We start from the raw sequence: 26,295 nt of genomic DNA, 5'->3' as shown, positions 1-26,295 counted from the left end.
TCTTTAGGCTGTTTAATTATTAACTGGCCAGATACATAGGTCATATTTTCCGAAAAATTCGACAATAAAACGGGAGAACTATACCGCTTTCCACTTAATACAATAATATATTTTCTTCTATAGTAATCTAACAATACAGAAAAATAACTGGTATCCAGATCTTTATAAAATTATTCGTGTAAATTTTAAAGGAGATTGTTGTATATTCATAGCTATGATACTTTGTTCCCAGTATTTCAATAGCTATGAAAATAATTTTCGAAATTGTAATGGTTTGTTTTTATTCCGGGCTCGGTTTTTCGCAGTCCAAAAATTTAAGCGCAACTGATCTAAAGGATCAGCCTATAGACTCCAGCCTTAACTGGATGCGCTCTCACGAGACCTCAGGAGAGCATTTAGAAGAATTTCATCCCATAGCACTAAACACTTTAAAGCGTAGTTTAAAATCGGCGCCAGATAGTATAACTGCCCAGGTTCACGAATCTTTAGCGAACTGGCATTCTTATAATGGGGTTTTTTCACCAGACTCAGTAGTGTATCACGCAGAAAAAGCACTGGATTATCATATAAAAGCGAATGATAAAAAGAAAATTGCTGATGCTTACAGGTCTCTTTCCATTGATTATCTAAATACAGGAGAATTAGAAAAAGCCCAGGAGGTCTTGTTCAAGTCAATCGACTTATATGAAGAATTAAATGACGATGCGGGCCTTGGAAGTGCTTATCGTACTTTAGGGGTGAAATATCGCGTGACTGGAGATTTTGAAAAATCTGTAACCTACACAAACCAGGCGATTCCCTTATTAGAGAAAACCAAGAATTACAGTTCTTTAGCCATCGCCCAATTCAATTTAATTATTGGATATGGGGAATTGGGGGAATATGAAAAAGCCTACGCGGCAACAGAAGAATGCCTGGAAATTGTTAGAACAAAAGTTCCGGAAGAAATTTTTGTACCGGTTAGGGCATATTCCCATCGCGGTGACGTATATATTAAAGCAGAGGATTATGAGAATGCTTTAAAAGATTATTTAAAAGCCTGGGAACTTTGTGTAGAACATATTGGAGAAGAACGTTGCGCCACTTATCGTACCGAAATTGGGAAAATTTATTTGTTGCAGGAAGAATATGAGCAGGCTTTAGACCACCTTTTAGCCGGGGTGAGCGCTTATGAAGATAAAGGTCAAATTGGTATCGTTCAACCTTATTTAGATCTATCGGAAACTTACAGGCAGTTAGACGATTTTGAAAATGCCCTGCGTTATAGAGAAAAAGCATATGCCAATTCAGAAAAGATGCTTGAGGACAAGATTAGTAGTATTGAATCTGAAATGGCTATAAAGTATGAAACCGGGAAAAAGGATGAAGCCCTGGCATCTCAAGCTGCTTTGATCGAACAAAAAAGTAAGACGCAAACGCTCTTTATCGTGATAGCCTCATTATTGCTTTTGTTTCTGCTTTCTTTACTTTATTTCTTCTACAAGAATAAAAAAGCCACTAAAATTATACGGGCTAAAAATGCCGAAAAAGAATTATTGCTGAAAGAAATACACCACCGCGTAAAGAATAACCTGGAAATGGTGAAAAGCTTAATCGCTTTGCAATCGGCTCAAATAGAGGATCCGGCCACTAAAGACGCTATGATAGCCAGCCAGAACAGGGTGCAGTCTATGGGAATTATTCATCAGAAATTATATCAGGGAGAAAATCTTGGAAGTATTGAAATGAAGGATTATTTTATCAATCTGAGTGAAGGTATTTTAGATAGTTTTAATGCAGCAGATAAAGTGAAAATAGAATGTGCGATGGATAACCTGGAACTAGATGTGGATACAGCAGTTCCGATTGGTCTTATTGTAAATGAACTTCTTACTAATGCACTTAAATATGCATTTCCTGAAAAACAAAAAGGCGTTATCAATATCAGTTTAGAAAAAGATAGCGACCAGAACTTAAAATTAGAAATTAGGGATAATGGTGTAGGTAAAACCAGGGGGCTTGCTCCCATAGGTACCGGTTTTGGTTCCCAGTTGGTGAAATTACTTACTCAACAGCTCAATGGGAAAATGAGGGAACGTGTAGAAGATGGAACCCATATTGAATTTGATTTTGCTCGATGATTTGGTTTAGTTAAGGACTCGATCAATAATTTTGCCTATAGCCTGCAGCCTTAGAAAGAAAATATTTAACTTGACCAACAAACCAATACTAAGCCGACAGATCCACGTCCCTTTCTTGGCCAAATGGCCATAAGCAGGACTGTTACGCATGAAGTGTTGTCTAATGCACATCTAAGAAACCTCAGCATCCTATGCCATCAAAAAATCCATCAATCAAAACAAGTCTTCATAAGCGGAATAGAAACCGGGATCCTTATGACTTGAAAGCTCTGGTAGATGCTATTCCAAAATTAAAAAACCATATTAAGCCCAATAAATATGGAGGGGATTCAGTAGATTTTTCAAATCCAATCGCAGTAAAACTTTTAAATCAAGCGCTCCTAAAGCATTATTATGGTATAAACAATTGGGAGTTCCCTGATGAGAATTTATGCCCACCCATCCCAGGTAGGGCTGATTACCTTCATTATATTGCTGACTTGCTTAGCGAAAGCAATGCCGGTGAAATACAAAAAGGAAGTCAAATTTGTGGTCTTGATGTTGGAGTGGGAGCAACGAGTATCTACCCTATTATTGGCGTTACAGAATACGATTGGAACTTTATAGCTTCTGACGTTGATCCCAAATCAATTGCCTCAGCTCAGCAAATTATCAATTCAAATCCATCTTTAAAAGACAAAGTGGATTGTAGATTACAAAAAGATCCGGCTGCAATTTTTCGAGGCATAATCGATAAAAAAGATAAAATTGATTTCACTATTTGCAACCCACCCTTTCACGCCTCTGTTGAGGACGCTCAAAGAGGTAGTCGACGAAAAGTAAGGAATCTCTCAGGGAATAAAAGAAATGAAGCTAAACTAAATTTCTCAGGAGCTAAAAATGAACTTATCTACGAAGGAGGAGAATATCAATTCATCAAAAACATGATTCTCGAAAGTGAAGAATTTGCTAAAAGCTGTTTCTGGTTTTCAACTTTGGTATCAAAGCAATCTAACCTTAAGGGTATTTATAAATTACTGGAAAAAGTAAAACCCACTCAGTCTAAAACCATTGAGATGGGAACCGGCAATAAAAGCAGCCGAATTGTAGCCTGGACATTCCTTTCAAAGAAAGAACAAAAGCTATGGACAGAAGCGTGGTAAGCACTACAGCTGTGAAATTCTATCCAAACGGGTAAACGGCTCATAACCATAATTTTACTTTTGTAAAAATGCAATAGCTTATAATTATATAAATATGAAGGCTCACCAAAACCTGTTGATACTAATTTTTAAACAATATTTGCTTTTACAGTAATATTGCTGTAATTTAACAGCAAATTTATTGTTATGCCGGTTAAGGATAAAAAATCAGGAAACAAATCTTTTAATCCAAAAAGAAGTGTTCAGCGCGCTAAAGCGACTAGAAAAGCGAAGAGTCAAAAATGGACTATTAAAGTATCTGACAATTCATATGTTTGGAGTAGTAGGATGGAAAGAGTTTCTCTTATAAGAGAAGGATTACCCTATGAATCCATTGAATTTGTTAGTGATAAATCCAATTTATCTATTAAACAAGTACTTCATTTTTTGGATTTACCACAAACCACTTACAATAAAGGAAAGAGAGATAAAAATTTATTAAGTGGTAGAGATAGTGAAATTATTTTAGTTTTAACAGAATTGTTAGAATTTGGACTAAATGTATTCAATTCCGAAAAGGAAAAATTTCAACGTTGGTTACAAAAACCCAACATCTCATTGGGTGGAGCAACACCAATAAGCCTATTCGATTCATTAACTGGAATTCAAGAAGTTCGAAATACTTTAAATAGACTTGAATACGGAAATTTAGCCTAATGAGAGTATATAGGATAGAAAGAAAAAAATATCTTGAAACTACACTAAAAGGAATTGGAGCAGCTCGTACAGATGGATACAGATGGAATAGTTTTAATACGTATCTAGTCTATACATCAGAATCAAGAGCTTTAGCTACTTTAGAGGTTTCTGTTCATTTAGATCTAAACGAAGACTTGCCAACAGATCGTTATTATGTGGAAATTGATATTCCCGATGATATAGAAATACTCGAACTAAAACATAAAGATTTACCAGAAAACTGGGATTTCAAACCTCCAATTCTGGAAACCCAATTTATAGGTGATGATTTTGTAAATGATAATGAAGCTGCTGTTTTAAAAGTACCAAGTAGCATTGTAAAGCCAGAATATAATTATCTAATAAATCCAAATCACCCTGATTCTAAAAAGATAACGGTTGTATCGAAAAAATCTTTAAAGTTTGATGAACGTTTCAAACAAACCAAAAAAGATTAATTTAAAAAAACTAGTGCCACTATCGAATATTCGCAATTGCGGCCATTCAGCTGATAGAAAGTTTATAGAAATTAAAAATAAAAACACTAAATCGGGCAAATCGGTATCTTCATTACTATAACTGACGAATATACGTAAGCGTTGAGGCTAAATGCTATTTAGAACCGCTGCTAGCCAGGGCCCAAAAACTCTTATTCTGAATACATTTTATCGATAAGCGTTTTGTATTTTTTCTGAATTACCTTTCGTTTTAATTTTAAGGTGGCTGTAATTTCTCCTGATTCTATGCTAAATTCTTCAGACAGCAAGGTGAACTTTTTAATTTTCTCGAATTTAGAAAATTCCTTTTGAAGCTCTTCAAATCGTCTTTCAAAAAGATCTTTAATCTGGTTATGATGAATTAATTCTTCTACATTATCAAAGCTGATTTTGTGCTCTAAGGCGTATTTCTTTAAATTCTCAAAACTGGGCACAGCCAATGCAGTAACATATTTTTGCTGATCTCCAATTACGGCAATTTGCTCGATAAATGAGTCGTTAATTAAGGCGCTTTCCAATTTTTGGGGAGCAATATATTTCCCGCCGGAAGTCTTCATTAAATCTTTTATCCTATCGGTAATTACCAGGTTGCCTTTTTCATCTATTTTCCCTGCGTCACCGGTACGAAACCAACCATTTTTAAAAGCCTGGGCCGTAGCTTCGGGTTTTTTGTAATATCCCTTCATTACCCCGGGACCTTTTACTAAAATCTCGTTGTTTTCAGCAATTTTAATTTGAGTGCCTTTTAGGGGTTTCCCGGCAGAATTAAATTCAAAATGGGTGTCGCCAAAAAAAGTAACGGTTGCGGTAGTTTCAGTTAATCCATAGCCACATTTAACATTAAGGCCGAAGGAATGAAAAAACGAAACCATATCTGCCGCTAAAGGAGCACCTCCACAAGGCATAAATTTTATACGCCCCCCAAATACTTCTCTCAATTTACTCAACACTAGTTTATCGGCTATTTTATATTTCAATTGCAAAGCCAATGGCACCTTTTTTTCGAGTCTTTTGTGCTTGTTATAATAATTATTACCAATTCCTAAAGCCCAACTTGCCAGCTTCATTTTAGCCGGGGAAGCTTCTTTTCGTTTCTCCTGGATTGCTGCAAAAATTTTCTCAAAAATACGAGGCACGGTACACATTACCGTGGGTTTTACTTCTTTTAAAACCTCTGCTATCTTTTTAGGGTCCTGATTAAAATAAACCTCAACTCCAGTATTTAAACAAAAGAACACCCAGCTGCGTTCGTAAATATGACTTAAGGGTAAGAAACTTAAGGAAGCATCTTCTTTCGAAAGGTCTATTTCAGATTCATGGGCTTTTAAAAAACCTGCAAAATTATGATGATCCAACATAACCCCTTTTGGTTCGCCGGTAGTTCCCGAGGTATAAATAATACTTGCAATATCATTTAAATCGAGCTCGTAATATCTTTTTTGAAGTTCGGTTTCGAGTTCTTTAGTAGATTCAACCGCAACAAAATCTTCTAAATACATAGATTTATTTGAAGGTTGAAGTTTGATCGTATTTGTTAAGGCTACAATTAATTTTAAATGCCCCGAAGTTTCCAGAAGTTCATAAGCCTTATCATATTCACTTTGATCGCCAACAAAAAGCAGGCTTACCTCGACATCATTGATAATATATTCAGCTTCCTTTGTAGAATTTGTCGCAAAAATTGGAACGCTTACCGCTTTTACACTCATAATAGCAAGATCTGCAATGATCCAATTAGGCATATTTTCGGCAAAAATAGCAAGCTTTTGCTGTTCTGATATTCCAAAATTTAAGAGTGCTTTAGACAGCTTTTCTACACGATTATAAAATTCTAACCAGGAGATGCCTTCCCACTTATCAAGCTCGTTATTCTTATAATAAAAGGCATTCTTGCTTTTAAAACGTTGGGTATTTTGTTTTATAACTTCTACTAAGTGTTTATTATCCATAAACTGCTATTGGTTTCAAATTAAAATAGAATACTCCCTTTTTTAAGGCTGCAAATGTACAATTAATTACGAGTGGAATTACCATTTAGAACCTTCTGCAAGCAATTAGCGCCAGGGAAGTGCGGATATATTGTGGTAAGAAAATAAAAATCTCAAAATCACACTAATTTCAAGCCGATCTTCACTTGGGTAAATTGTAATGTTTATTTTAATCCATTCGTGTCAGATCAATAAGGATTATCTTCCATAGACTTGAATTTTTCAAGAAAATAATTAACTTCATTATCAAAACAGTCTAAATTAGAATACCTGCGTCTTGATTTTTCCTTGTTCTTAGCTGAAAGCGTGGGTTTACTTAATCGGAAATCAAAATTGAGTAATGGGAAACATTGAAGTATATATTGATTATGTTGCAAAAATTACAGAAACAATTGGGGTACTAACTATTTTCCTTGGCTCATTATATTCCATCGGGAAATTTATGTTTTCAATTAGAAGTAAGAACCCGGATAGTTATTTAGAGCTGCGACAGTCGGTTGGGAAATCTATTCTTTTAGGACTGGAAATATTAATTGCTGCAGATATAATGGCTACCGTGGTCACAACACCAACATTAAAATCGGTATTTATTTTAGGTTTAATCGTTTTAATTAGAACCTTTTTAAGTCTTTCACTCCAGGTTGAATTAGAAGGAAAGTTTCCCTGGCAGAAAAACAAGAATTAAACATTGAACACTGCAATGGGATTTTGATTATAATTCTGAAAAGTCTAAAATTTTCCTATAATTTCTTTCCAAAATCATAAGATGTCGCCTTTTTCCTTTGGCATTACTTAACTTTAGAAAATAGATCGTGCTTTCTAATTTCGAATAAATTAAATGTCTAAATCAATTTTAATTGCCGGTGCTTCGGGCGCTTTGGGCTTCAAACTTCTTAAAGATTTTAAGTCTCAAGGTTTTAAAATAAGAGCGTTAACCCATTCCGAAGAAGGCCTGGAGAAGCTCAAAGGAGAGGTTGAAGATATCCATTACCTGGATGCCAGTGAAGATAAAGGTAAACTAGAAGGAATCACCAGAGATATGGATTATGTGGTCTCCGCACTGGGAAAATCCATCAGCCTTTTTCATCCGGATTCTGATACTTTTTATGAAAGTAATTACAAGGCTAATAGTCATCTACTGGAAGATTCTAAAAAATATAGGGTAAAAAAGTTTATATATGTTTCCATGATGGGGGCAGATACCGCATCTGATTTTAAAATTCCTGGCACCCATAGAAAAACGGAAAAGGAGATCCAGAATTCAGGACTCAATTATTCCATAATAAGACCTGTTGGGTTTTATTCCGGTTTACACGATCTAATTATTATGGCCAGGAAGAAGGTGATTCCGCTCGTTGGTGATGGAAAGGCTAAGACTAATAGTATATTTCACGGCGATTTGGCGAACTTTATAAGCAATAATTTTACTGGATTACCTGAAATTTCAGAAATAGGTGGTCCAAAAATTCATACCCGAGAAGAAATGGCTGTGATGATTCAGGAAAAAATAGGAGGGAAGATAATTAAGGTACCGGAGAGCATAGCAAAATCAGGTAGTGAAGTCCCAAAGCTTTTTGCTAAAGAAAACCTGGGTCATAAGCTGGATTACTTCAGTTACATTATGAGTAATGATATGATAGGCCAATCCCGCGGAACATTAACTTTTAAGGATTATTTGAATCAAATTGATCTGGACAATATAGAGTAAAGTAGCTCTAAAAAGTTCAGCACTAATTCCAATTAATTTCACAAAATGGAAGACAGTAAACCACATTTAAAAAAGTACGATGCAGTTATTATAGGTAGTGGTTCCAATGGTATTGCCGCTGCTATACACCTACAGCAGCAAGGTTTGAGTACGGTAATCTACGAGAAATCATCTGTTCCAGGCGGCGCAACAAAAACGGCTGAAATTACATTGCCAGGCTTTAAACATGATGTCGGTTCGACGGTGCTTCCTATGGCTTATAGTTCTCCTTTTTTTCAGCAACTTCCGTTAGAAAAATATGGTTTAGAATGGATCTACCCGGAGATTCCTTTTTCCCAAACCCTGGAGAACGGAAAGGCAGTAGCTTGTTATAAAAGCATTGAAAAAACCGCTGCTCAGCTAGGAAAGGATAGGGATAGTTATATTCATTTTATGAAGCCTTTAGTCGAAAACTGGGACGATATTGGAGAAGATGTACTTGGCCCATTGGGGATTCCTTCTCATCCTATAAAATTTTTAAAGTTTGGCTTAAAGGCTTTTCCGTCCGCTAAATTTCTGACCAATTCTCTTTTTAAAGAGGAGGATGCTAAAGCTTTGTTTTATGGCGCAGCTGCACATTCTACCCTACCATTAACAAACTTGTTTTCTTCGTCTTTCGGGGTAGTGCTTGGATTGATGGCGCATTTAAATGGCTGGCCATTTCCTAAACAAGGGGCAGGAAAACTAATTGAAGCTTTATTAGACTATTATAAAGACCTGGGCGGAGAGATGGTTTTAAATACTCCAATCAAAAAAGTTTCTGAACTTCCCGAAAGTAAAATTCAAATTTATGATCTCACACCCCGGCAATTGTTGCAAATTGATGACCTGGATCTAAGTTCGAGTTATAGAAAACGTTTAGAAAATTATAAATATGGTGCCGGAGTTTTCAAAATAGATTGGGCATTAGACGGTCCTATTCCTTTTACAAGTAATAAATGTAGACGCTCAGGTACCATTCACATTGGATTTAGTCCTGAGGAAATGGAAAAATCGGAACAACTTACAGCTGAAGGAAAAATTTCGGAACATCCTTATGTGTTATTGGTTCAGCCCAGTGTTTTTGATAAAACCAGGGCGCCGGAGGGGAAACATACTGCCTGGGCCTATTGCCATGTACCTAATGGCAGTGAAGAAGATTGTACTAGGATTATCGAAAATCAAATTGAAAAGGCTGCCCCGGGATTTAAAAATTTGATACTTGCTAAAAGCACTATGAACACTAAGGAATTGGAAGTTTTTAATCCTAATTTGGTGGGAGGCGATATCAACGGCGGGCGGCAGGATATTACCCAATTATTCACAAGACCTGTAGCTAAAATTTCCCCTTATAAGACTTCTAATGATAATGTTTATTTGTGCTCTTCTTCAACTCCTCCCGGGGGAGGCGTTCACGGAATGGGTGGTTATAATGCAGCTAAACAAGTGTTCAAAGATCATTTCAGTTAAAATTAAAAAGTAAAAAAGTCCGACTTTCCAGCCGAACTTTTTATTTATACTAAGTGATGAATTTTAACTCGCTTCCGGAGCTACTTTTCTTCTTTGTTTTTCTCTTCTAAGTAAATTCAACTCTCTATTGGTTTGTCCTTCTACAGAAGAATTCTCTTCGGCCCTTCTTAATAAATAAGGAACCACGTCTTTAACCGGACCAAAAGGAACCAACTTCGCTGTATTATAATCCTTGCTGGCAAGATTATAACTAATTTGGTCACTCATTCCGTATAACTGGCTAAACCATACCCGGGGATCATCTTTTGCGATTCCCTGGTCTTCCATGATCTGTACCGCCAGGTAATTGCTCATTTCATTATGAGTTCCTATAAAGACGGCGATGTCATCGATATTATCAAGGCAGTAAGCCAGGACATTGTTGAAATGAAGATCGGTAGCTTTTTTACTTTCGCAAATAGGAGATTTCTTCCCGTACTTTTTAGCTCTTTTATTCTCTTTTTCCATATAAGCACCGCGAACTATCTTTGCTCCAATTTTAAAACCTTTTTCCTTGGCTTTAGTATGCAGCTCTTTTAGATAATCCAGTCGGTCCCATCGGTAACATTGAAAAGTATTAAAAATAAGTGCCTTTTCGGTATTATATTTTTCCATCATTTCCTCCATAAGATCATCGGCTGCATCCTGCATCCAACTCTCCTCAGCATCTGCATATAAACGGACGCCTTGCTTGTGTGCTTCTTCACAAAGACCTTCAACCCGCGCTTTTGTTTTCTCCCATTCTTCTTTTTCTTTATCATCAAGATTAACGTGGGAACTGAGTTTATGCCAAATTTCGAAGCTACCAAGTGCTGTTGGTTTAAAAATAGCAAATGGAATCTCTGTTTCTTCTTTGGCAAATTTTATAAGATCTTTTTTCACCCGAAATGCCGAATCAAATTCTTCTTCGGTTTTCTTTCCCTCTACCGAATAATCAAGAATACTGGAGAGATTTACTTCGTGCATTTCTTTAATAACCGGTTTGCAATCGTCCTTACTGGTTCCTGCACAAAACTGGTCAAAGATGGTATTCTTAATTAGTGGTTGTATTGGGAGTTTAGCCTTGAGGGAAAATTTGGTCAATAAAATTCCCGGTTTAATCAGGGAAGGTATTCCCATTACATTAAATAGAAGTAAGGCTCTATTAAGTTCTAAATCAGACTTTAATCTAAATGCTGTCGCTGTATCGTTAAATATTTTCTTCTCAATCATACTTCAAAACTAGCCTTTAAAGTAGTTTAAGGAAAGTGGTTTAGCTAAACTTTAACCGACCGATCGGCTTATTGCGAAAAGAGTTCAGATTAATTTGAAATGGAATATAAAAAGCGTTAATGAAATCTCTTAATATGTTAAGAATTTTAGGAGTAGGGTGAGGGGTGTGGCGAAATTATAAGAAGATTTTTTGGCTTAAAATTGAAGTTTCTTAACTGAACCTAAACTTTTCTATTTAAAGGTCGTTAAATTCAATATCACTTACTCCTTGCTGCGGTTTTTAAGCTTCCGTCTAAATTATTCTGTACCTCCTAATTTTACCTGAAGTATTTTGTTGTAAATCTGAATAAATCCCTGACTTCAAAACAGTTAAAAAAATGTAAAACAAAACTATCTTAATTCCTAAAAATTTTAACAAATAAGGCTTGTTTAAACCTTCTGCGATCGTTTATCTTTGCGGCCTTAACGGAAAGCACATATTCATTACGGTTTTCCGTTATTTTCTCTAAACTTAGCTGTTTATATTCGCAAAAGATTAGAGTGAAATTAACATAAAATTAAGATTAGCGAGAGTCAAAATGTGACTCACTGTGGCGAAGCCGTATTCAGTCGTAAGGTTTTAGATTATTAAATTAATCAACCGACAACCGACCACTGAGAACTCACAACTGATAACCGATAACCGAATAAAAACCAAATCTACCGTCTACGGACTATAGTCTAAAGACTACCTACTAAAAAATAACACCCTGCTTGCGCAACACCCTACATTGCGAAAGAGTTAAAAATGTTTATGGTGTAAATCCAAACCGCATTCCGGCGGTAAAAAAATCTAAAGTTTTAATTGTCAGAGTAGAGCATTTTATAAAATGTTTATAGCTATGCTTTTGAGTTTTTGCGAATACATATCACATAATTATAAATGAGCAGTATCAATCACATATTATTAACAGGGGGAGTAGGAAGCAGGCTTTGGCCGCTTTCCCGGAAATCCAGACCGAAACAATATTTAGAAATTTTTTCCGAAAATTCTTTGTTTGAATTAGCAGTAAAGCGCAATCTTCCATTTTGTGATAAACTTGTGGTGGTGGGGAATAAGAGCAATAGAAATTTGTCTGCAGCAAGTCTCGAAAAAGCTGGTCTTACAGAATATATAGATATTGTAGAAGCCACCCCAAGAAATACTGCTCCGGCGATTGCCTTTGCGGCCTTTAGTGCTCAGTCAGAAGATATTTTGTTGGTTACGCCAGCCGATCATATTATCCAGGAAGGCCCTGAATATTCTATTGCGGTTCAAAAAGCTATCCAACTGGCACAAGAAAATAATATTGTGACTTTCGGAATTCAACCTACAAAACCGGAAACGGGCTTTGGTTATATTGAATATAGAGATGAAACGGTACTTTCTTTTCGCGAAAAACCCAACGAAGAAACCGCTAAAGACTTTTTAAAGCAGGGCAAATTCTTATGGAACAGTGGAATGTTTTGTTTTAAAACAGGTATTTTCCTGGAAGAATTAAAAAAATATAGCCCTGAGGTTTATAAAGCTTCGCTGGATGCCTGGCAGAAAGCTAAAGATGGAAACCTGGAAGAGGAAAGTTCCCTTGAAATTCCCGCGATTAGTATTGATTATGCGGTGATGGAAAAAAGCGAAAAGATTAAAGTGGTTCCATCAAACTTTGAATGGAGCGATATGGGAAGTTTTGAAGCTGTTTACGATTACTTGAAAGAACAGGGGCATCCTGTAGATGATTCGGGGAATATGGTCATTGGCTCAGAAAAATTTTCTGCTTTTGTGGGACTTCAGGATTCTATCCTGGTTTGTACCCCAGATGCGAACCTTGTCCTTTCAAGAGAGCAGTCACAGGATGTGAAAAAGGTTTACCAGTTTCTGGAGAACGAAAATACTGCATTAGTTTAATTATAAATTCAGCTTATTGCGTATCGCTTTAAGCTTCTCAGTTTAATAAAATGAAAAAAGTAGCATTAATCACCGGGGTGACCGGGCAGGACGGAGCTTATTTGAGTGAATTCCTTCTAAAGAAAGGATATATAGTTCACGGTATTAAAAGGAGATCTTCTCAGTTCAATACTGATAGGGTAGATCATTTATACCAGGATCCACATGAAGAGGATAGGAACTTTATCCTTCATTACGGAGATATGACAGATTCCACGAACCTTATCCGTTTGATCCAGGAGATTCAGCCCGATGAGATCTATAACCTTGCTGCGATGAGCCATGTTCATGTTTCTTTCGAAATTCCTGAATATACAGGAAATGCCGATGGGCTTGGTACTTTAAGAATTTTGGATGCGGTTCGTTTATTAGGTCTCGAAAAAAAGACTCGTATCTACCAGGCTTCTACTTCAGAACTTTATGGAAAGGTGCAGGAAGTGCCGCAATCTGAGACTACACCGTTTTATCCACGCTCTCCATATGCTGTAGCGAAAATGTATGCTTACTGGATCACAGTGAACTATCGTGAAGCTTATGGGATGTATGCCTGCAATGGAATTCTTTTTAATCATGAATCACCATTAAGGGGTGAGACATTCGTAACAAGGAAAATTACAAGAGCAGCGGCAAGGATAGCTCTAGGGTTACAGGATAAATTTTACCTGGGCAACCTGGATGCGCAAAGGGACTGGGGGCATGCCAAGGACTATGTGCGTATGATGTGGATGATCCTGCAGGCGGAAGAGGCTGAAGACTGGGTGATCGCTACCGGTAAAACAACTCCGGTTAGAGAATTCGTAAGAATGGCTTTTGCTCAAGTTGGAATTGAACTTGTATTCAAAGGTGAAGGGGTTGATGAGAAAGCCTATGTGGTTTCCTGCTCAAATCCTGATTTTCTGCTGGATGAAGGTAAAGAAGTGCTTGCCGTAGATCCTAAATATTTCCGTCCTACAGAGGTAGATCTCTTAATAGGGGATGCTACAAAAGCAAATACAAAATTGGGCTGGACACCAGAGTATGATCTTAAGGAATTGGTAGAAGATATGATGAAGAGCGATGTTGAGTTGATGAGAAAAGACCGATACCTTAAGGAAGAAGGATATCAAACTCTTAATTATTTCGAGTAACCTGTAAACGTCACCCAGAACTAGTTTCAGGGTCTCATTGTCATTTCGATCCCGAGAAATCGGGAGAGAAATCTCTAATAAAATTGAAAGAATGAATAAAGATTCTAAAATATACATCGCCGGTCATCGCGGACTCGTTGGTTCGGCAATCCTTAAAAATCTAAAAGCAAAAGGTTTTGAAAATTTTGTATTGAGAACTCATGCAGAACTGAATCTTACCAATGCAGCTGCTGTCGAGCAATTCTTTGTTGAAGAAAAGCCGGAATATGTGTTCCTGGCCGCAGCAAAAGTTGGAGGAATTGTCGCCAATAATAAGTATCGCGGAGATTTTATTTATGAGAACCTGATGATCCAGAACAACGTCATTCATCAGGCTTACGTTCATGGGGTTACAAAATTGTTGTTCCTGGGAAGTACGTGTATCTATCCTAAAAATGCTCCACAGCCGATGACTGAGGATGCATTGATGATGGATAAGCTGGAGTATACCAATGAACCTTATGCTATCGCTAAGATCGCGGGTATCAAAATGTGTGAGAATTATAACTTGCAATATGGTACTAATTTTATCTCGGTAATGCCAACTAACCTATATGGCCCCAATGATAATTTTAACTTGGAAACTTCCCATGTTTTGCCTGCCCTGGTGAGAAAGATACATTTGGGTAAAGCACTTGAAAATAATGATTGGCAAAGTATAAAAAATGACCTTAATGCAAGACCTATTGAAGGACTAAATGGTGAAGCTTCCAAAGAGGAGATCCTCAAAATGTTGGCTAAATACGGCCTGAATATACAGCCGGCTGCTGCATTAGCCGGTGGAGATTCTGATTATGAAGAAGAACTGGAAGTAGCGGTAGAGATCTGGGGTAGTGGGAAACCAATGCGTGAATTCCTTTGGAGTGAAGATATGGCTGATGCTTGTGTCTTCCTGATGGAAAACCGTGATTTCAAAGATACGATCGAAGGTCACCCTGAACTTGATTCAGGGTCTCAATTGGATCAGGCAGAAATACGTAACACCCATATAAATATTGGTACCGGAAAGGAAATTTCCATTGCTCATCTTGCCGAAACCATTAAAGAGATCATTGGCTTTAAAGGGGAACTGGTTTTTAATACCTCAAAACCTGATGGTACGATGAGAAAACTGACCGATCCTTCTAAATTACATGGTTTAGGCTGGAAGCATAAGGTGGAACTTGAAGAAGGTATTACTTCAATTTATAATTGGTATAAAAGTTAGAGTGACAAAAGTTAAAAATATTTGTTGTATAGGCGCCGGTTACGTAGGAGGTCCTACGATGGCGGTTATTGCTCAAAAGAACCCGGAGATTAAAGTTACGGTAGTCGATATCAATGAAAAGCGTATCGCTGCCTGGAATGATCAGAATTTAGATAATATTCCAATTTATGAACCAGGACTGTCTGATGTAGTAAAGGAAGCAAGAGGGAGGAATCTGTTCTTTTCTACAGAAGTTGATGCTGCGATAGATGACGCTGAAATGATCTTTATTTCAGTAAATACCCCTACCAAGGCCTATGGAATAGGTAAGGGTATGGCAGCAGATCTTAAGTATATAGAATTATGCGCCCGACAGATCGCACGTGTTTCTAAAACAGATAAGATCGTGGTTGAAAAGTCTACACTTCCGGTTAGAACTGCAGAGGCTTTGAAGAATATTCTTGATAATACCGGGAATGGAGTCAATTACCAGATACTTTCCAACCCAGAATTTCTGGCTGAAGGTACAGCAATCGATGATTTGCATAATCCTGATCGTATCCTTATTGGAGGTAATGTAGATACCGAAGAAGGCAAAGAGGCGATGGAGGCTTTGGTAGATGTTTATGCCTCATGGGTTCCAAAAGAACAGATATTGACAACTAATGTCTGGTCTTCTGAACTTTCCAAGTTAACCGCAAATGCATTTTTAGCCCAAAGAGTGTCTAGTATAAATGCAATGAGTGAATTATGTGAACATACAGGAGCCGATGTAAATGAGATCTCTAAAGCTATTGGAATGGATTCAAGGATAGGCTCGAAATTCCTTAATGCCTCCGTTGGTTTTGGAGGTAGTTGCTTCCAGAAAGATATTTTAAACCTGGTTTATATCGCTAAATCTTTTGGCTTAAATGAAGTAGCCGATTATTGGGAGCAGGTGATCATCATGAACGATTATCAAAAGAGAAGATTCGCCGCAAATATTGTAAAAACCTTGTTTAATACTGTTTCCGGTAAAAAGATCGCACTATTAGGTTGGGCCTTTAAAAAGGATACTAATGACACCAGGGAGTCTGCAGCTATTTATGTAGCCGACTATCTTTTAAATGAACAGGCAGAAATCGTGGTTTATGATCCCAAAGTAACCGAAGAACAGATCTATGCCGATCTGGATTATTTGGGTACACGAACGGAATTAGAAAATAGACAACTCGTTACTGTTGTTAAAGATCCTTATTTAACATGTGACAAAGCTCATGCGATAGCTATTCTTACGGAATGGGGTGAATTTAAAGACTTCGATTGGGCTAATATTTATGATAAAATGTTAAAGCCGGCTTTTCTTTTCGATGGCAGAAATATCCTAAATTCGAAAATCAAAGAAAAAATAGGATTTCAATTTAGAGCTATAGGTGTTTAAGAATGGGCGGATTATTAATTAGGTTTAGAGAATTTGTAAACAGAGGAGGGGATAGAACCTCACTAGCTAAGAAAAATATAATCAGTTCATTTGGGCTTAAATTTTTTGATATTGTTCTTGAATTTTTATTAGTCCCCCTATCGCTTACATATTTAACTCAAGCATCTTATGGTATTTGGCTAACAATATTTTCACTAATTAACTGGTTCAACTTTTTTGATTTAGGTATGTCCCACGGTTATAGAAACAAATTAACGGTTGCTTTAAGTGAAAATGACCTAGAGTCGGCAAAAAAATATACAAGTACAATCTACTTTACAATTGGATTTATCAGCCTGAGTACATTATTTATAGGATTGATAATAGTACCAGAAATTAATTGGCAAGCAATTTTAAACACTGATGATGTTTCAGAAGATATTCTAGCTTCTCTAATGATTCTATTAACCATTTACTTTGCCTTAAATTTAACTAGTAAAATTATCTCTTCAGTTTTTTTAGCTAAACAGATGCCTTTCCTAAGTAACATTATTAATACACTTACAAAGCTATTCATTCTTATTGGGTTATCGGCATTGGTTATTTTCTATGGTGAGGAAAATTTAATTTTTTATGCAGGAATATTTTTGATATGCCCTTTAATTATCTTGATAACAATATCAATCTATTTTTTTTCGGGACGTTATAAAAATTTTAAACCTACTTGGAAATATTTTGACAAAGAAATTATTAGAGATTTATTAGGTCTGGGTGGTAAATTTTTCATAATTCAAATTGGAGTAACTATGCTTTTCATGAGTGATAATTTAATAATATCTCATCTCTTAGGTCCAAAAGAAGTGACCCCCTATCAAATAACTCAGAAATACTTTGGTATTCCACTTTTACTATTTACTATTGTCATGACTCCGTTTTGGTCCGCCATCACCGAAGCATATGCAAAAAAAGATTTTTCTTGGATTAGTAATCTTATTAAAAAATTAAATTTAGGTTGGTTAGGGATTTGTGTGATGATCTTGATCATGCTGTTTGTGTTTTATCCTTTCCTAAATTTCTGGGTTGGTGAAAATATAGAAGTCCCATTTTTTCTTGCTTTGCAATGGGCAATATTTGTTTTACTTCAAACTCACAATCAAATTTATACTTATTTCTTAAATGGAACAGGAAAACTAAATTTACAAATGTGGACAAATATTTTCACTTTAGCTTTAAATATCCCTCTATCCATTTTCTTTGCAAAAAATTTAGGATTTGGTTCTGCTGGTGTTATAATGGCCACCAATATTTCCATTTTACTATACTTAATTCTTCGTAAAATTCAATATAATAAAATAATTAATGGAAAGGCAACTGGAATCTGGGAATCATAAAAAAATGAGTAAGCCAAATTTTCTAATAGTCGGAGCCGCAAAAGCGGGAACAACTTCAGCTGCGAAATATTTAAATGAACATCCTGATATTTTTATACCTAATGAAAAAGAACTTCGTTTCTTTGCAAGGAAGGTACTATTAAATGTTAGTCCAAAAGATCCTTCAATTAATGGAATACTGAGTTCTTCAGTGTTAGATGAGGATGAATACTTCAAAATTTTCAAGGACCAGGATGAAAAATGTTCCGGTGAAGCGAGTGTACATTATTTATACCATCATAAGGAGGTAATACCAGAAATTAAAAAATATTTAGGGGATATCCCTATTTTAATATTCTTAAGAGAACCGACAGCAAGAGCAATTTCTAACATTAATTATTTGTTTAATACACATAGATCCAACATTGAACAAGAAATTGCAAAAGAAAACAGCCGAATTAGAAAGGGATATAATTCATTCTGGTATCATAAGAACCTTGGTCTTTATAGTTCGCAGGTAGAGGCTTATTGCAAAAATTTTTCAAAAGTAAAAGTAGTTCTTTTTGAAGATTTTGTAAAAGACCCTCAATCCATTCTGGATGAAATACATAGATTTTTAAATTTATCCCCGTTTTCTTTACCCCAATATTATAATTATAACGAAAATCTCGACCAAAGGTTCTTTTTAAAAACCTTACATTCATTGCGCTTAACTAGTCTGTTGAAAAACCTGATCCCAGAAAAATTTTTCTTTTCTCTTAAAATGAAATTATTTAAAAGATTATTTTATAAAAAAAGAAAACTCCATCCTAATAAAAAGACGCAGGATATTCTTCAAAATTTCTACAAAGAAGATATTATAAGGTTAGAAAAAATCATCGACAGAGATCTTTCCTCCTGGAGAAATAAAGCATTATAATGTTTTTTTATAAATGAGTATAATAAAAAAACTTAGTTCGAATTTAGTTTCAATTCCGTTCCTTCTTTACTTTTTAGGATTATGGGGACCACAAATTTTAATTCTATTTATTTACGTTCTTTCCCTCACTGAAATTAGCCAAACTTTTACAATTCCTTATCGGATCTTTTTTTCACTTATATCTTTATTCGTTTTTTTTAGATATAGATTGTACATCATTTACCACAGCAACTATGTTTTAAAAGCAATATTTCTCTTTTATAGTTTTATCCTGCTCAGAATCTTATCAGATACTTTTCTTTTTCCTGTTCAAACTGGTATTCCTGGGGAAACATACTTACTCCGGTTTGGGTCTATGGTAATTTTACCTTCTTTAGCGTTTTCTTATCTCTTAAGCCCTGACGCTTCGGAGAAAGCAAAGAATGGTTTTAAATATTCTTGTATAATTTTTTTAATCTTAGGTTTATATTTATATAAAGATATACTTGGAGGCGACTATAGATCAATACAACATGTTTCAGATTATTCGAGCGAGGATTTAATTAGTCCTATGGCCTTTTCTTCAATTGGATTATCTCTTTTCGGAATTTTGCTATGGGAGTTGATTAATAAAGGAAAAAGAAGCTTCTTTAATTTTTCCTTTTTAATTTTATCAATATTTGCAATGGTCTGGGGAGGGACAAGAAGCTCCATTTTAGCAGGAATGCTTGTTCTTTTAACGCTAATCTTTTTTAAGATGAAAAATGCTAAGGATTTTCTAAAGATGTTATTAATAATTTCCATAGCATCAGTTGCCTTTATATATATCCTAGATCTTAGCGGATCGAAAATACTATCTCGGTTTGATCAATTAGTAGTTGAGCTCCAAAGAGGCGACAAGGATGCAGGTTCTTACAGGTTGGGAACATGGACACGAGGATTGGATCAGTTTTTATCCCAGCCTATTCTCGGTTCTGGAATTGAAGAAAAGAACAGCAAGTATGTTGCTCATAATATGTATTTAGAAAGTTTCATGTCAACGGGTTTTTTAGGAGGCTTTTTATTTCTAAGTATTTTATTTGTAACATTCAGAAAAGGAAAAAGAATGTTACTGTCTCAAGCTCCATATAGCTGGCTTATGGTTCTTTTTCTTACTAGGTTATTTACTGGAATGATGAGCACCTCAATTCTAGACCCACTCCTTTGGCTTCCTATTATAGCTATTAATTCTAATTTTTTAATTTATAAAAAAGAACACGCTAATGCACTTGTTCATTGATACAGAATTTAAAGGTCATCACTCCGAATATCTTGAAATTATAATAGAAAAAGCGATTGAAGTTAATTTGCCTACTTTTTTTATTGTTCACCCTAATTTTATTCGTGAAAGGAATCATTTGAAAAATCATGATAATCTTACTTTTCTTACAAGATTACCAGCTATAACTTTCAAGGATCTTTGTAAGGAGATAAATTTTATAAAAACCGTCATACGGACAGAACAAATAAAAAAGTGTTGTTTTTTAAACCTCAATCATTATTTCCGAGCTACACCTCTTCTAATGTTGAAATCCTGTGAGATATCATGTATTTATTTCATGCCGTTTCTCCAGAAACCGAACTTAAAGAAAAGAGAGAAATTACTAAAACACCTTTATTTTAAATTTTTATTGAGAACAAATAACATTGGTAATATTTTTTTACTTAATGACGATATTGGCGCCTCTATTTTCAATGAACATTTTAATACTGACAAATTTAAAAAACTAGTAGATCCAATTAAAGTACCAAAATCAAAAATTGCACAAAAAACAGGGGAAAATCCAAACCTTAATTTTTTGTTCATAGGTGAAGTTTCGGAGCGTAAAGGGATAAATTGTTTAATTGAAACACTAAAAATTCTACCTACGGCTATTTTACCTGACATCTCTTTTACAATTGCAGGTAACTGCCCACATAACAAACATAAAATAAACCAGGAAATAGAATCTATAAGAAAAACATTCCCCTCTTTATTTAAGAAAGTAATTTTAGAGCGGATTTCGGATGAAAAATTTCACAAGTTATTACATTCCTCAGACGTTGTCTTATGCTTACACCAACAACTAGAAGGGTCGAGCGGAATAGTTGGTAAAGCTGCTGCATTTAACAAACCCATTATCGGTCCCGAAAATGGGTTAATAGGACAGCTAGTAAAGGAATATAATTTAGGTTTACAAACCAATACAGCTATACCTGCAAATATTTCTAAAGCGATTACAACTTTCCATAGTAGGAACTTTGATAGTTCTAAAGCACTATTTGCAAAATATGTAGAAAACCACAGCACTGAAACTTTCACTAAGACCTTGTTACAATATAATGTATAAATTGTATTATATTTTTTGTCTCATTTTAAGAGAGCCTATTTCATATTTTCAAAGAAGAAAACTTGCTAAGCTAATTTTATCTGATTGGAATAGAGGAACTAAATTCCATATAAGTTATCAGAAAAGGGAGTTCGAAAAAGTAAAGAAAACAGCTTTAAAATTACCTTTTTATAAAAAATTATTAAGAGATAACGAATTAAAAAATGACCCTTCATTAAAAGACTTCCCGGTCATTGAAAAAAGCTTGATAAAACAACTTGATAAACAATTTAAATCTTCTTCAATTTTTTCGCCAAGGAGCTTTCAAAATACTGGCGGCAGCACAGGAAACCCTTTTTATTTTTTCACCTCACCTCATGTTCGGGATGTAGAGTTCGCTCATCAAAACTTTTTTTTCCAACGGATTAATTTCAAAATTTCGGATCTGATCTACACATTTAATGGGACTAAAATTTCCAAAGAAGACCAGCAAAGAAATAAGTTTTGGCTTCAAAAAAGGAAATATCGTAATTTTCCTTTTGGATCAGTCCATTTTTCTGCAACCCTGTTAACTGAAAAAAATGCCAGTCATTACATTGATAAAATCCTTACTGATAAACCTGCAGTTCTCCGGGGATACCCATCCACAATGACTTTTTTAGCAGAACAAATTATAAGAATAGGAATTCAAAATGAATTTTCGTTTTTAAAAGGAATCATGCTAACTTCTGAAGTTATCTATGACAAACAAATTGAGATAAACAAAAAAGCTTTCAACTGCCAAATATTACCTCAATACGGAATGACCGAAAGTGCTTGTTTTGCTTTCACTTATCCTAATAAGTTAGAATACTATTGTTCTCCATTTTATGGTATAACAGAAGTTTTAAATGAAAACAATGAATCAGTCCAAATTGGAGAAATAGGAGAAATTGTAGTCACCTCTCTCAGTAATCATTATCAGCCGTTTATTCGTTATAGAACGGGAGATCTGGCAAGATATGGAGGGAAAGAGAATGGTTTTGTCATTTTAAAGGAAATTTTTGGTAGAACACAAGATTATATTGTTACAAAATGGAACAAAAAAATAATGTTGGTAAGTTTAATTTTTGGAGCTCATTTAAAAGCCTTTGAAGGAATCGATAAATGGCAATTAAAGCAAACAATACCTGGAGAAGTGAATGTCAGAATTACCCCAAACAAAACTTGGAATAAAAATTACCAAGAGGAAATTATAAAGATCTTATCATGCAATAATGAAGTTAAGGTAGTAATTAATTTTGGGTCAGATTTTGAAACCACCAAATCAGGAAAACAGTTATTCATGATTCAACATTTAAAATAATTTCATTATTCTGTTCTTATCCAAAATTATATGAGAATTAACATATTTACCAATATTGCACCGCACTATCGTAAAGGTCTGTGGGAAAAACTAATTTCTCATAAAAAGATGGATTTCCATTTCTATTACGGTTTAAATGATTATTCCAAGATTAAAAAAATAGACCTCAATGAGTTTGTATTTCAACCTTTTAAACATCATTTTCATATTCTTAAAAATTTTTGGTTTAAACAAAAAGCGTTGATATGGCAAACTGGAGTAATTAAAACTTGTCTTTATACTAATGCTAAGATTAATATCTTTCTAGGGGAAATGTATTGTATTTCTACCTGGATTGCGGCTATTATATGCAGGTTTAAAGGTCATACAGTTATTTTTTGGGGCCATGGGTTTTATGGTAACGAAGGAAAAATAAAAAAGAATATTCGTAGAACATTTTATAGTTTAGCTAATCAACATCTTTTATATGAACATCGGGGAAAGAATTTAATGGTTCAAGCAGGATTTAATCCAAAAAATTTGCATGTAATTTTTAACTCTTTAGATTACCAGAAACATAAAAATTTACGAAATAAAAATAATGGAATGAGAAAGGAGGAAATATTCTCTTTTTTTGAAAATCCAATTTTGCCAACAATAGTTTTTATTGGGCGTTTAACACCTGTTAAAAGATTGGATATGTTAATACAGGCAATAAGTGAAATAAATTCGTTAAAACAGACAGTAAATCTTTTAATCATTGGAGACGGCCTACTGAAGTCAGATTTAATGCAAAAAGGTAAAAAAGGTCTTGAACAAAAATGGCTATATTTCTCAGGCGCCTGTTATGAAGAAGATAAAATTGGGGAGCACTTATCATTAGCAGATTTGTGTATTTCCCCCGGAAATGTTGGGCTTACCGCCATTCACAGTCTTAGTTTTGGTACACCGGTTGGTACACATGGAAATCTTTTAAATCAAATGCCTGAAGTTGAGGCAATAAAAGATGGATATAACGGTTTTTATTTTTCGGAAAATGATATGGAAGATCTAATAATTAAAACCACCCAATGGCTACGAAAAAACCCTGATAGAGAAGCTGTTCGCAAAAGATGTTATGAAATAATTGATAAGCATTACAATCCAGAATATCAAATTAAAGTAATTGAAAAATTAATATCTGAAAGCAATCCGGAAAATACAAAATGAGGCTACATATAATTAACCCCTTTCTTTCTCGAAACGGAGGAGGAATATTTGCAGTTATAAATGATCTATATTCTACAAAGGCGTTTCACTGTTCACCGTACTCTAATATGACCTTTTGGGGATATAAAGATGATTATAGTGACATTGATAGTGAAAAGCTTCCTGGAAAGAAAAATTTATTTCAAAATAAAAAACCAATAATAAATAAATTTTTCTATTCAAGGCAGTTCAGGAAAGAGCTATATAACTCAGTAAATAGAAATAATGTAATACACCTACATAGCCTATGGATATACACCTCAGTATTAACCTTTAAGCTTCAACATTCCAAAGGTTCTAAAAAAGTAATTTCAACCCATGGCATGCTTGACCAATGGGCTTTAAATAATGGGAAACTTAAGAAACAAATATTTTTTTCGTTGTTTGAAAAAAAAAATCTCCAATCGGCACATTGTATTCACGCCCTATGTGAAGAAGAATATCTTCAGATTAGAAGATTAATTCCAAAAGTACCTATTGCAATAATTCCAAATGGTGTTAACCTTCCTTCTAAAAGCTTGAAAACGATCTCTAAAACGAGTAAAAAAACATTACTTTATTTAGGACGTATTCACCCTAAAAAAGGACTAGAAAATCTGATAATTTCTTGGGCGTCCAAAAATGATTCCTCTTGGAATCTTGTAATAGCTGGTCCGGATGAAGACAACCACCAAAAATTACTTATGAAATTAATAAGAAAATTAAATTTACAATCTTCTGTTAAGATTGTTGGCCCTCATTTTGGAATGCAAAAACAACTTTTATTTAAAAGTGCCGATGCTTTTATATTACCTTCCTTCAGTGAAGGCTTACCAATGTCTATCTTGGAGGCCTGGTCGTACCAACTGCCCGTTTTAATGACTCCTGAATGTAATTTAAAAGAAGGTTTTGAAATTAATGCTGCTATCTATATAGAAACTAATACTAAAAGTATTAGTAACGGTCTAGAAACATTATTTGCAATGGGAGAGGATCAATTACTAAATATGGGTAATAACGGTTTCGAATTGGTAAAGGAAAAGTATACTTGGGAAGCCGTAGGTAATAAAATGATAGGTTTATATGATTGGGTCTGCGGAAAAATTGAAAAACCTTCTTTTGTTTACCTCAAATAATATGAAAAAAACACTTTTATCCTCCTATGACAATAAATGGTACCATCCAGGTTCAAAATTTAAAATCGTCCTTTGGTACATCATCAACCTTATAACTATAAATTCCTCAATACCAATTCCTTCTTCTGCAAAGCGCAGATTACTTATTTTATTTGGAGCTCAAATCGGAAAAAAATTTACAATTAAGCCGCAAGTTCAAATAAAATATCCTTGGAAATTAATAGTTGGTCACAATGTATGGATAGGAGAAAATGTTTGGATTGATAACTTAGGTTCAACAATTATAGAAGATAACGTTTGTATATCACAAGGAGCCATGCTATTAAGTGGAAATCACGATTATACCAAAAGTTCTTTTGATTTAATAGTTAAAGATATTAAACTAGAAGAAGGAAGTTGGGTGGGAGCAAAATCCATCGTATGCCCTGGAGTTACAATGTTTTCACATTCTATTCTTGCTGTTGGCTCTGTAGCTAATAAAAATCTATCTTCATATTCAGTTTACCAAGGTAATCCAGCTATCAAAATAAGAGAAAGAAAAATCAGAGAATGAAAATTTCAATTATCACTGCAACCTTTAACAGTGAATTTAATATTTTAACAGCTATTTCTAGCTTAAAACATCAAGAATATTCTGATGTAGAATGGATAATAATAGATGGAGCATCAATGGACAATACTGTTGAAACCATAAAAACTCAATACTCAGGAAATTTGAAAATTATTTCGGAAAAAGATAATGGAATTTACGACGCTTTAAATAAAGGCGTAAAACTTTCTTCAGGTGATATTATAGGTTTTTTACATTCCGACGACCTTTTTGTTTCAAAAGATATTATTTCCAAAATTGAAACCATTTTTCAAAAAGAAAATGTTGATGGAGTATATGGAGATTTGCAATATGTTCATAAAAATGATACTTCAAAAGTCATTCGCTATTGGAAAAGTCAAAACTTTAAATCATCCTTATTGAATAAGGGCTGGATGCCCGCACATCCCACATTATTTTTAAGAAAAAAGGTTTATAAAAAACATGGTTTATTCAATCTTGATTATAAAATTGCTGCCGATTATGATATGATGCTAAGAATATTTAGTGATAAAAGTTTAAAATTTCATTATCTGCCACAGGTAATTACAAAAATGAGAGTTGGCGGAGCCAGTAATAGTAGTTTAAAAAATATCAAATTAAAATCTATCGAGGATTTTAGGACGTTAAAAGCAAATGGAATCAAAAAACCTTTAAAAGTTTTAGCTTATAAGAATTTTTCTAAGTTAACCCAATTCGTGAAGAAGTGAAGACTTAATTCAATAGATTGCTTCAGTCTTGCATCCTTCGCAATGACAGTAGAATTCATTTTAGAAGCAAT

Annotated in this window: 22 protein-coding genes; 20 read left to right on the top strand and 2 right to left on the bottom strand. The window is 34.6% G+C overall.

Features of this window, described 5'->3' with window-relative positions; translation table 11 throughout:
* The first annotated feature begins 245 nt into the window (after nt 1–245).
* From APB85_RS02030 to APB85_RS02015, 4 genes are all read left to right on the top strand, one after another.
* Nucleotides 246–2,120, top strand: a complete 1,875-nt coding sequence (locus APB85_RS02030; RefSeq protein WP_057480486.1) for a sensor histidine kinase — start codon at nt 246–248, stop codon at nt 2,118–2,120.
* Between the two features lie 191 nt (nt 2,121–2,311).
* Entirely contained in the window at nt 2,312–3,262 is a 951-nt protein-coding gene (gene rlmF, locus APB85_RS02025) for a 23S rRNA (adenine(1618)-N(6))-methyltransferase RlmF (RefSeq protein WP_057480485.1), read from the top strand.
* A gap of 186 nt (nt 3,263–3,448) precedes the next feature.
* The gene (gene parS, locus APB85_RS02020) at nt 3,449–3,958 is read left to right on the top strand and encodes a type II RES/Xre toxin-antitoxin system antitoxin (protein ID WP_057480484.1); all 510 of its coding nucleotides are present in this window, start codon (nt 3,449–3,451) and stop codon (nt 3,956–3,958) included.
* A complete protein-coding gene (locus APB85_RS02015; protein WP_057480483.1) occupies nt 3,958–4,437 on the top strand; it encodes an RES family NAD+ phosphorylase in 480 nt (159 codons plus the stop codon). Before parS ends, APB85_RS02015 begins: the two co-directional genes overlap by 1 nt.
* Before the next feature lie 191 nt (nt 4,438–4,628).
* Here APB85_RS02015 and APB85_RS02010 read toward each other — a convergent pair whose 3' ends face one another.
* Nucleotides 4,629–6,425: an AMP-dependent synthetase/ligase gene (locus tag APB85_RS02010; protein ID WP_057480482.1), complete on the bottom strand. Its 1,797-nt coding sequence runs from the start codon at nt 6,423–6,425 to the stop codon at nt 4,629–4,631.
* A 379-nt stretch (nt 6,426–6,804) separates the two neighbouring features.
* Between APB85_RS02010 and APB85_RS02005 the strand changes: the two genes are divergently transcribed.
* The 3 genes from APB85_RS02005 (at nt 6,805) to APB85_RS01995 (ending at nt 9,660) form a co-directional block, all read left to right on the top strand.
* Nucleotides 6,805–7,149 (top strand): DUF1622 domain-containing protein, encoded by a 345-nt coding sequence (locus APB85_RS02005; protein WP_057480481.1) that lies wholly within the window; start codon nt 6,805–6,807, stop codon nt 7,147–7,149.
* Nucleotides 7,150–7,302: 153 nt separating this feature from the next.
* Nucleotides 7,303–8,172, top strand: a complete 870-nt coding sequence (locus APB85_RS02000; RefSeq protein WP_057480480.1) for an SDR family oxidoreductase — start codon at nt 7,303–7,305, stop codon at nt 8,170–8,172.
* Nucleotides 8,173–8,217: 45 nt separating this feature from the next.
* Entirely contained in the window at nt 8,218–9,660 is a 1,443-nt protein-coding gene (locus tag APB85_RS01995) for a phytoene desaturase family protein (protein ID WP_057480479.1), read from the top strand.
* 63 nt (nt 9,661–9,723) lie between these two features.
* On the opposite strand, the gene APB85_RS01990 is transcribed toward APB85_RS01995, so the two are convergent.
* Nucleotides 9,724–10,911 carry a proline dehydrogenase family protein gene (locus APB85_RS01990; protein WP_057480478.1) on the bottom strand — a complete coding sequence of 396 codons (1,188 nt, stop codon included), beginning with the start codon at nt 10,909–10,911 and terminating at the stop codon, nt 9,724–9,726.
* Between the two features lie 922 nt (nt 10,912–11,833).
* Between APB85_RS01990 and APB85_RS01985 the strand changes: the two genes are divergently transcribed.
* The 13 genes from APB85_RS01985 (at nt 11,834) to APB85_RS01925 (ending at nt 26,224) form a co-directional block, all read left to right on the top strand.
* Complete coding sequence (locus tag APB85_RS01985; RefSeq protein ID WP_057480477.1) at nt 11,834–12,832, top strand: mannose-1-phosphate guanylyltransferase; 999 nt, start codon at nt 11,834–11,836, stop codon at nt 12,830–12,832.
* A gap of 50 nt (nt 12,833–12,882) precedes the next feature.
* A complete protein-coding gene (gmd, locus tag APB85_RS01980) occupies nt 12,883–13,998 on the top strand; it encodes a GDP-mannose 4,6-dehydratase (protein ID WP_057480476.1) in 1,116 nt (371 codons plus the stop codon).
* A 91-nt stretch (nt 13,999–14,089) separates the two neighbouring features.
* Nucleotides 14,090–15,244, top strand: a complete 1,155-nt coding sequence (locus APB85_RS01975) for a GDP-L-fucose synthase family protein (protein WP_057480475.1) — start codon at nt 14,090–14,092, stop codon at nt 15,242–15,244.
* Nucleotide 15,245: 1 nt separating this feature from the next.
* Nucleotides 15,246–16,643 (top strand): nucleotide sugar dehydrogenase, encoded by a 1,398-nt coding sequence (locus APB85_RS01970; protein WP_201780888.1) that lies wholly within the window; start codon nt 15,246–15,248, stop codon nt 16,641–16,643.
* A gap of 2 nt (nt 16,644–16,645) precedes the next feature.
* Entirely contained in the window at nt 16,646–18,013 is a 1,368-nt protein-coding gene (locus tag APB85_RS01965; RefSeq protein ID WP_057480473.1) for a lipopolysaccharide biosynthesis protein, read from the top strand.
* A 4-nt stretch (nt 18,014–18,017) separates the two neighbouring features.
* The gene (locus APB85_RS01960) at nt 18,018–18,911 is read left to right on the top strand and encodes a sulfotransferase (RefSeq protein WP_160319227.1); all 894 of its coding nucleotides are present in this window, start codon (nt 18,018–18,020) and stop codon (nt 18,909–18,911) included.
* A 13-nt stretch (nt 18,912–18,924) separates the two neighbouring features.
* Nucleotides 18,925–20,169 (top strand): O-antigen ligase family protein, encoded by a 1,245-nt coding sequence (locus tag APB85_RS01955; protein ID WP_057480471.1) that lies wholly within the window; start codon nt 18,925–18,927, stop codon nt 20,167–20,169.
* Complete coding sequence (locus APB85_RS01950; RefSeq protein ID WP_057480470.1) at nt 20,153–21,259, top strand: glycosyltransferase; 1,107 nt, start codon at nt 20,153–20,155, stop codon at nt 21,257–21,259. Before APB85_RS01955 ends, APB85_RS01950 begins: the two co-directional genes overlap by 17 nt.
* Before the next feature lies 1 nt (nt 21,260).
* Nucleotides 21,261–22,583 carry an acyl-CoA synthetase family protein gene (locus APB85_RS01945; protein ID WP_169929145.1) on the top strand — a complete coding sequence of 441 codons (1,323 nt, stop codon included), beginning with the start codon at nt 21,261–21,263 and terminating at the stop codon, nt 22,581–22,583.
* A gap of 30 nt (nt 22,584–22,613) precedes the next feature.
* Entirely contained in the window at nt 22,614–23,771 is a 1,158-nt protein-coding gene (locus APB85_RS01940; RefSeq protein ID WP_057480468.1) for a glycosyltransferase family 4 protein, read from the top strand.
* A complete protein-coding gene (locus APB85_RS01935) occupies nt 23,768–24,925 on the top strand; it encodes a glycosyltransferase (protein ID WP_083482159.1) in 1,158 nt (385 codons plus the stop codon). The genes APB85_RS01940 and APB85_RS01935 overlap by 4 nt, the downstream gene beginning before the upstream one ends.
* A 1-nt stretch (nt 24,926) precedes the next feature.
* Nucleotides 24,927–25,478: a WcaF family extracellular polysaccharide biosynthesis acetyltransferase gene (locus APB85_RS01930; RefSeq protein ID WP_057480466.1), complete on the top strand. Its 552-nt coding sequence runs from the start codon at nt 24,927–24,929 to the stop codon at nt 25,476–25,478.
* Nucleotides 25,475–26,224, top strand: coding sequence for a glycosyltransferase family 2 protein (locus tag APB85_RS01925; RefSeq protein ID WP_057480465.1), 750 nt, complete (start codon nt 25,475–25,477; stop codon nt 26,222–26,224). The genes APB85_RS01930 and APB85_RS01925 overlap by 4 nt, the downstream gene beginning before the upstream one ends.
* Nucleotides 26,225–26,295 lie beyond the last annotated feature (71 nt).

Origin of the sequence: Salegentibacter mishustinae (assembly GCF_002900095.1) — a bacterium.
In the GTDB taxonomy this organism is placed as follows: Bacteria; Bacteroidota; Bacteroidia; order Flavobacteriales; family Flavobacteriaceae; genus Salegentibacter; species Salegentibacter mishustinae.
This window is presented reverse-complemented; position numbering and strand designations above follow the sequence as displayed.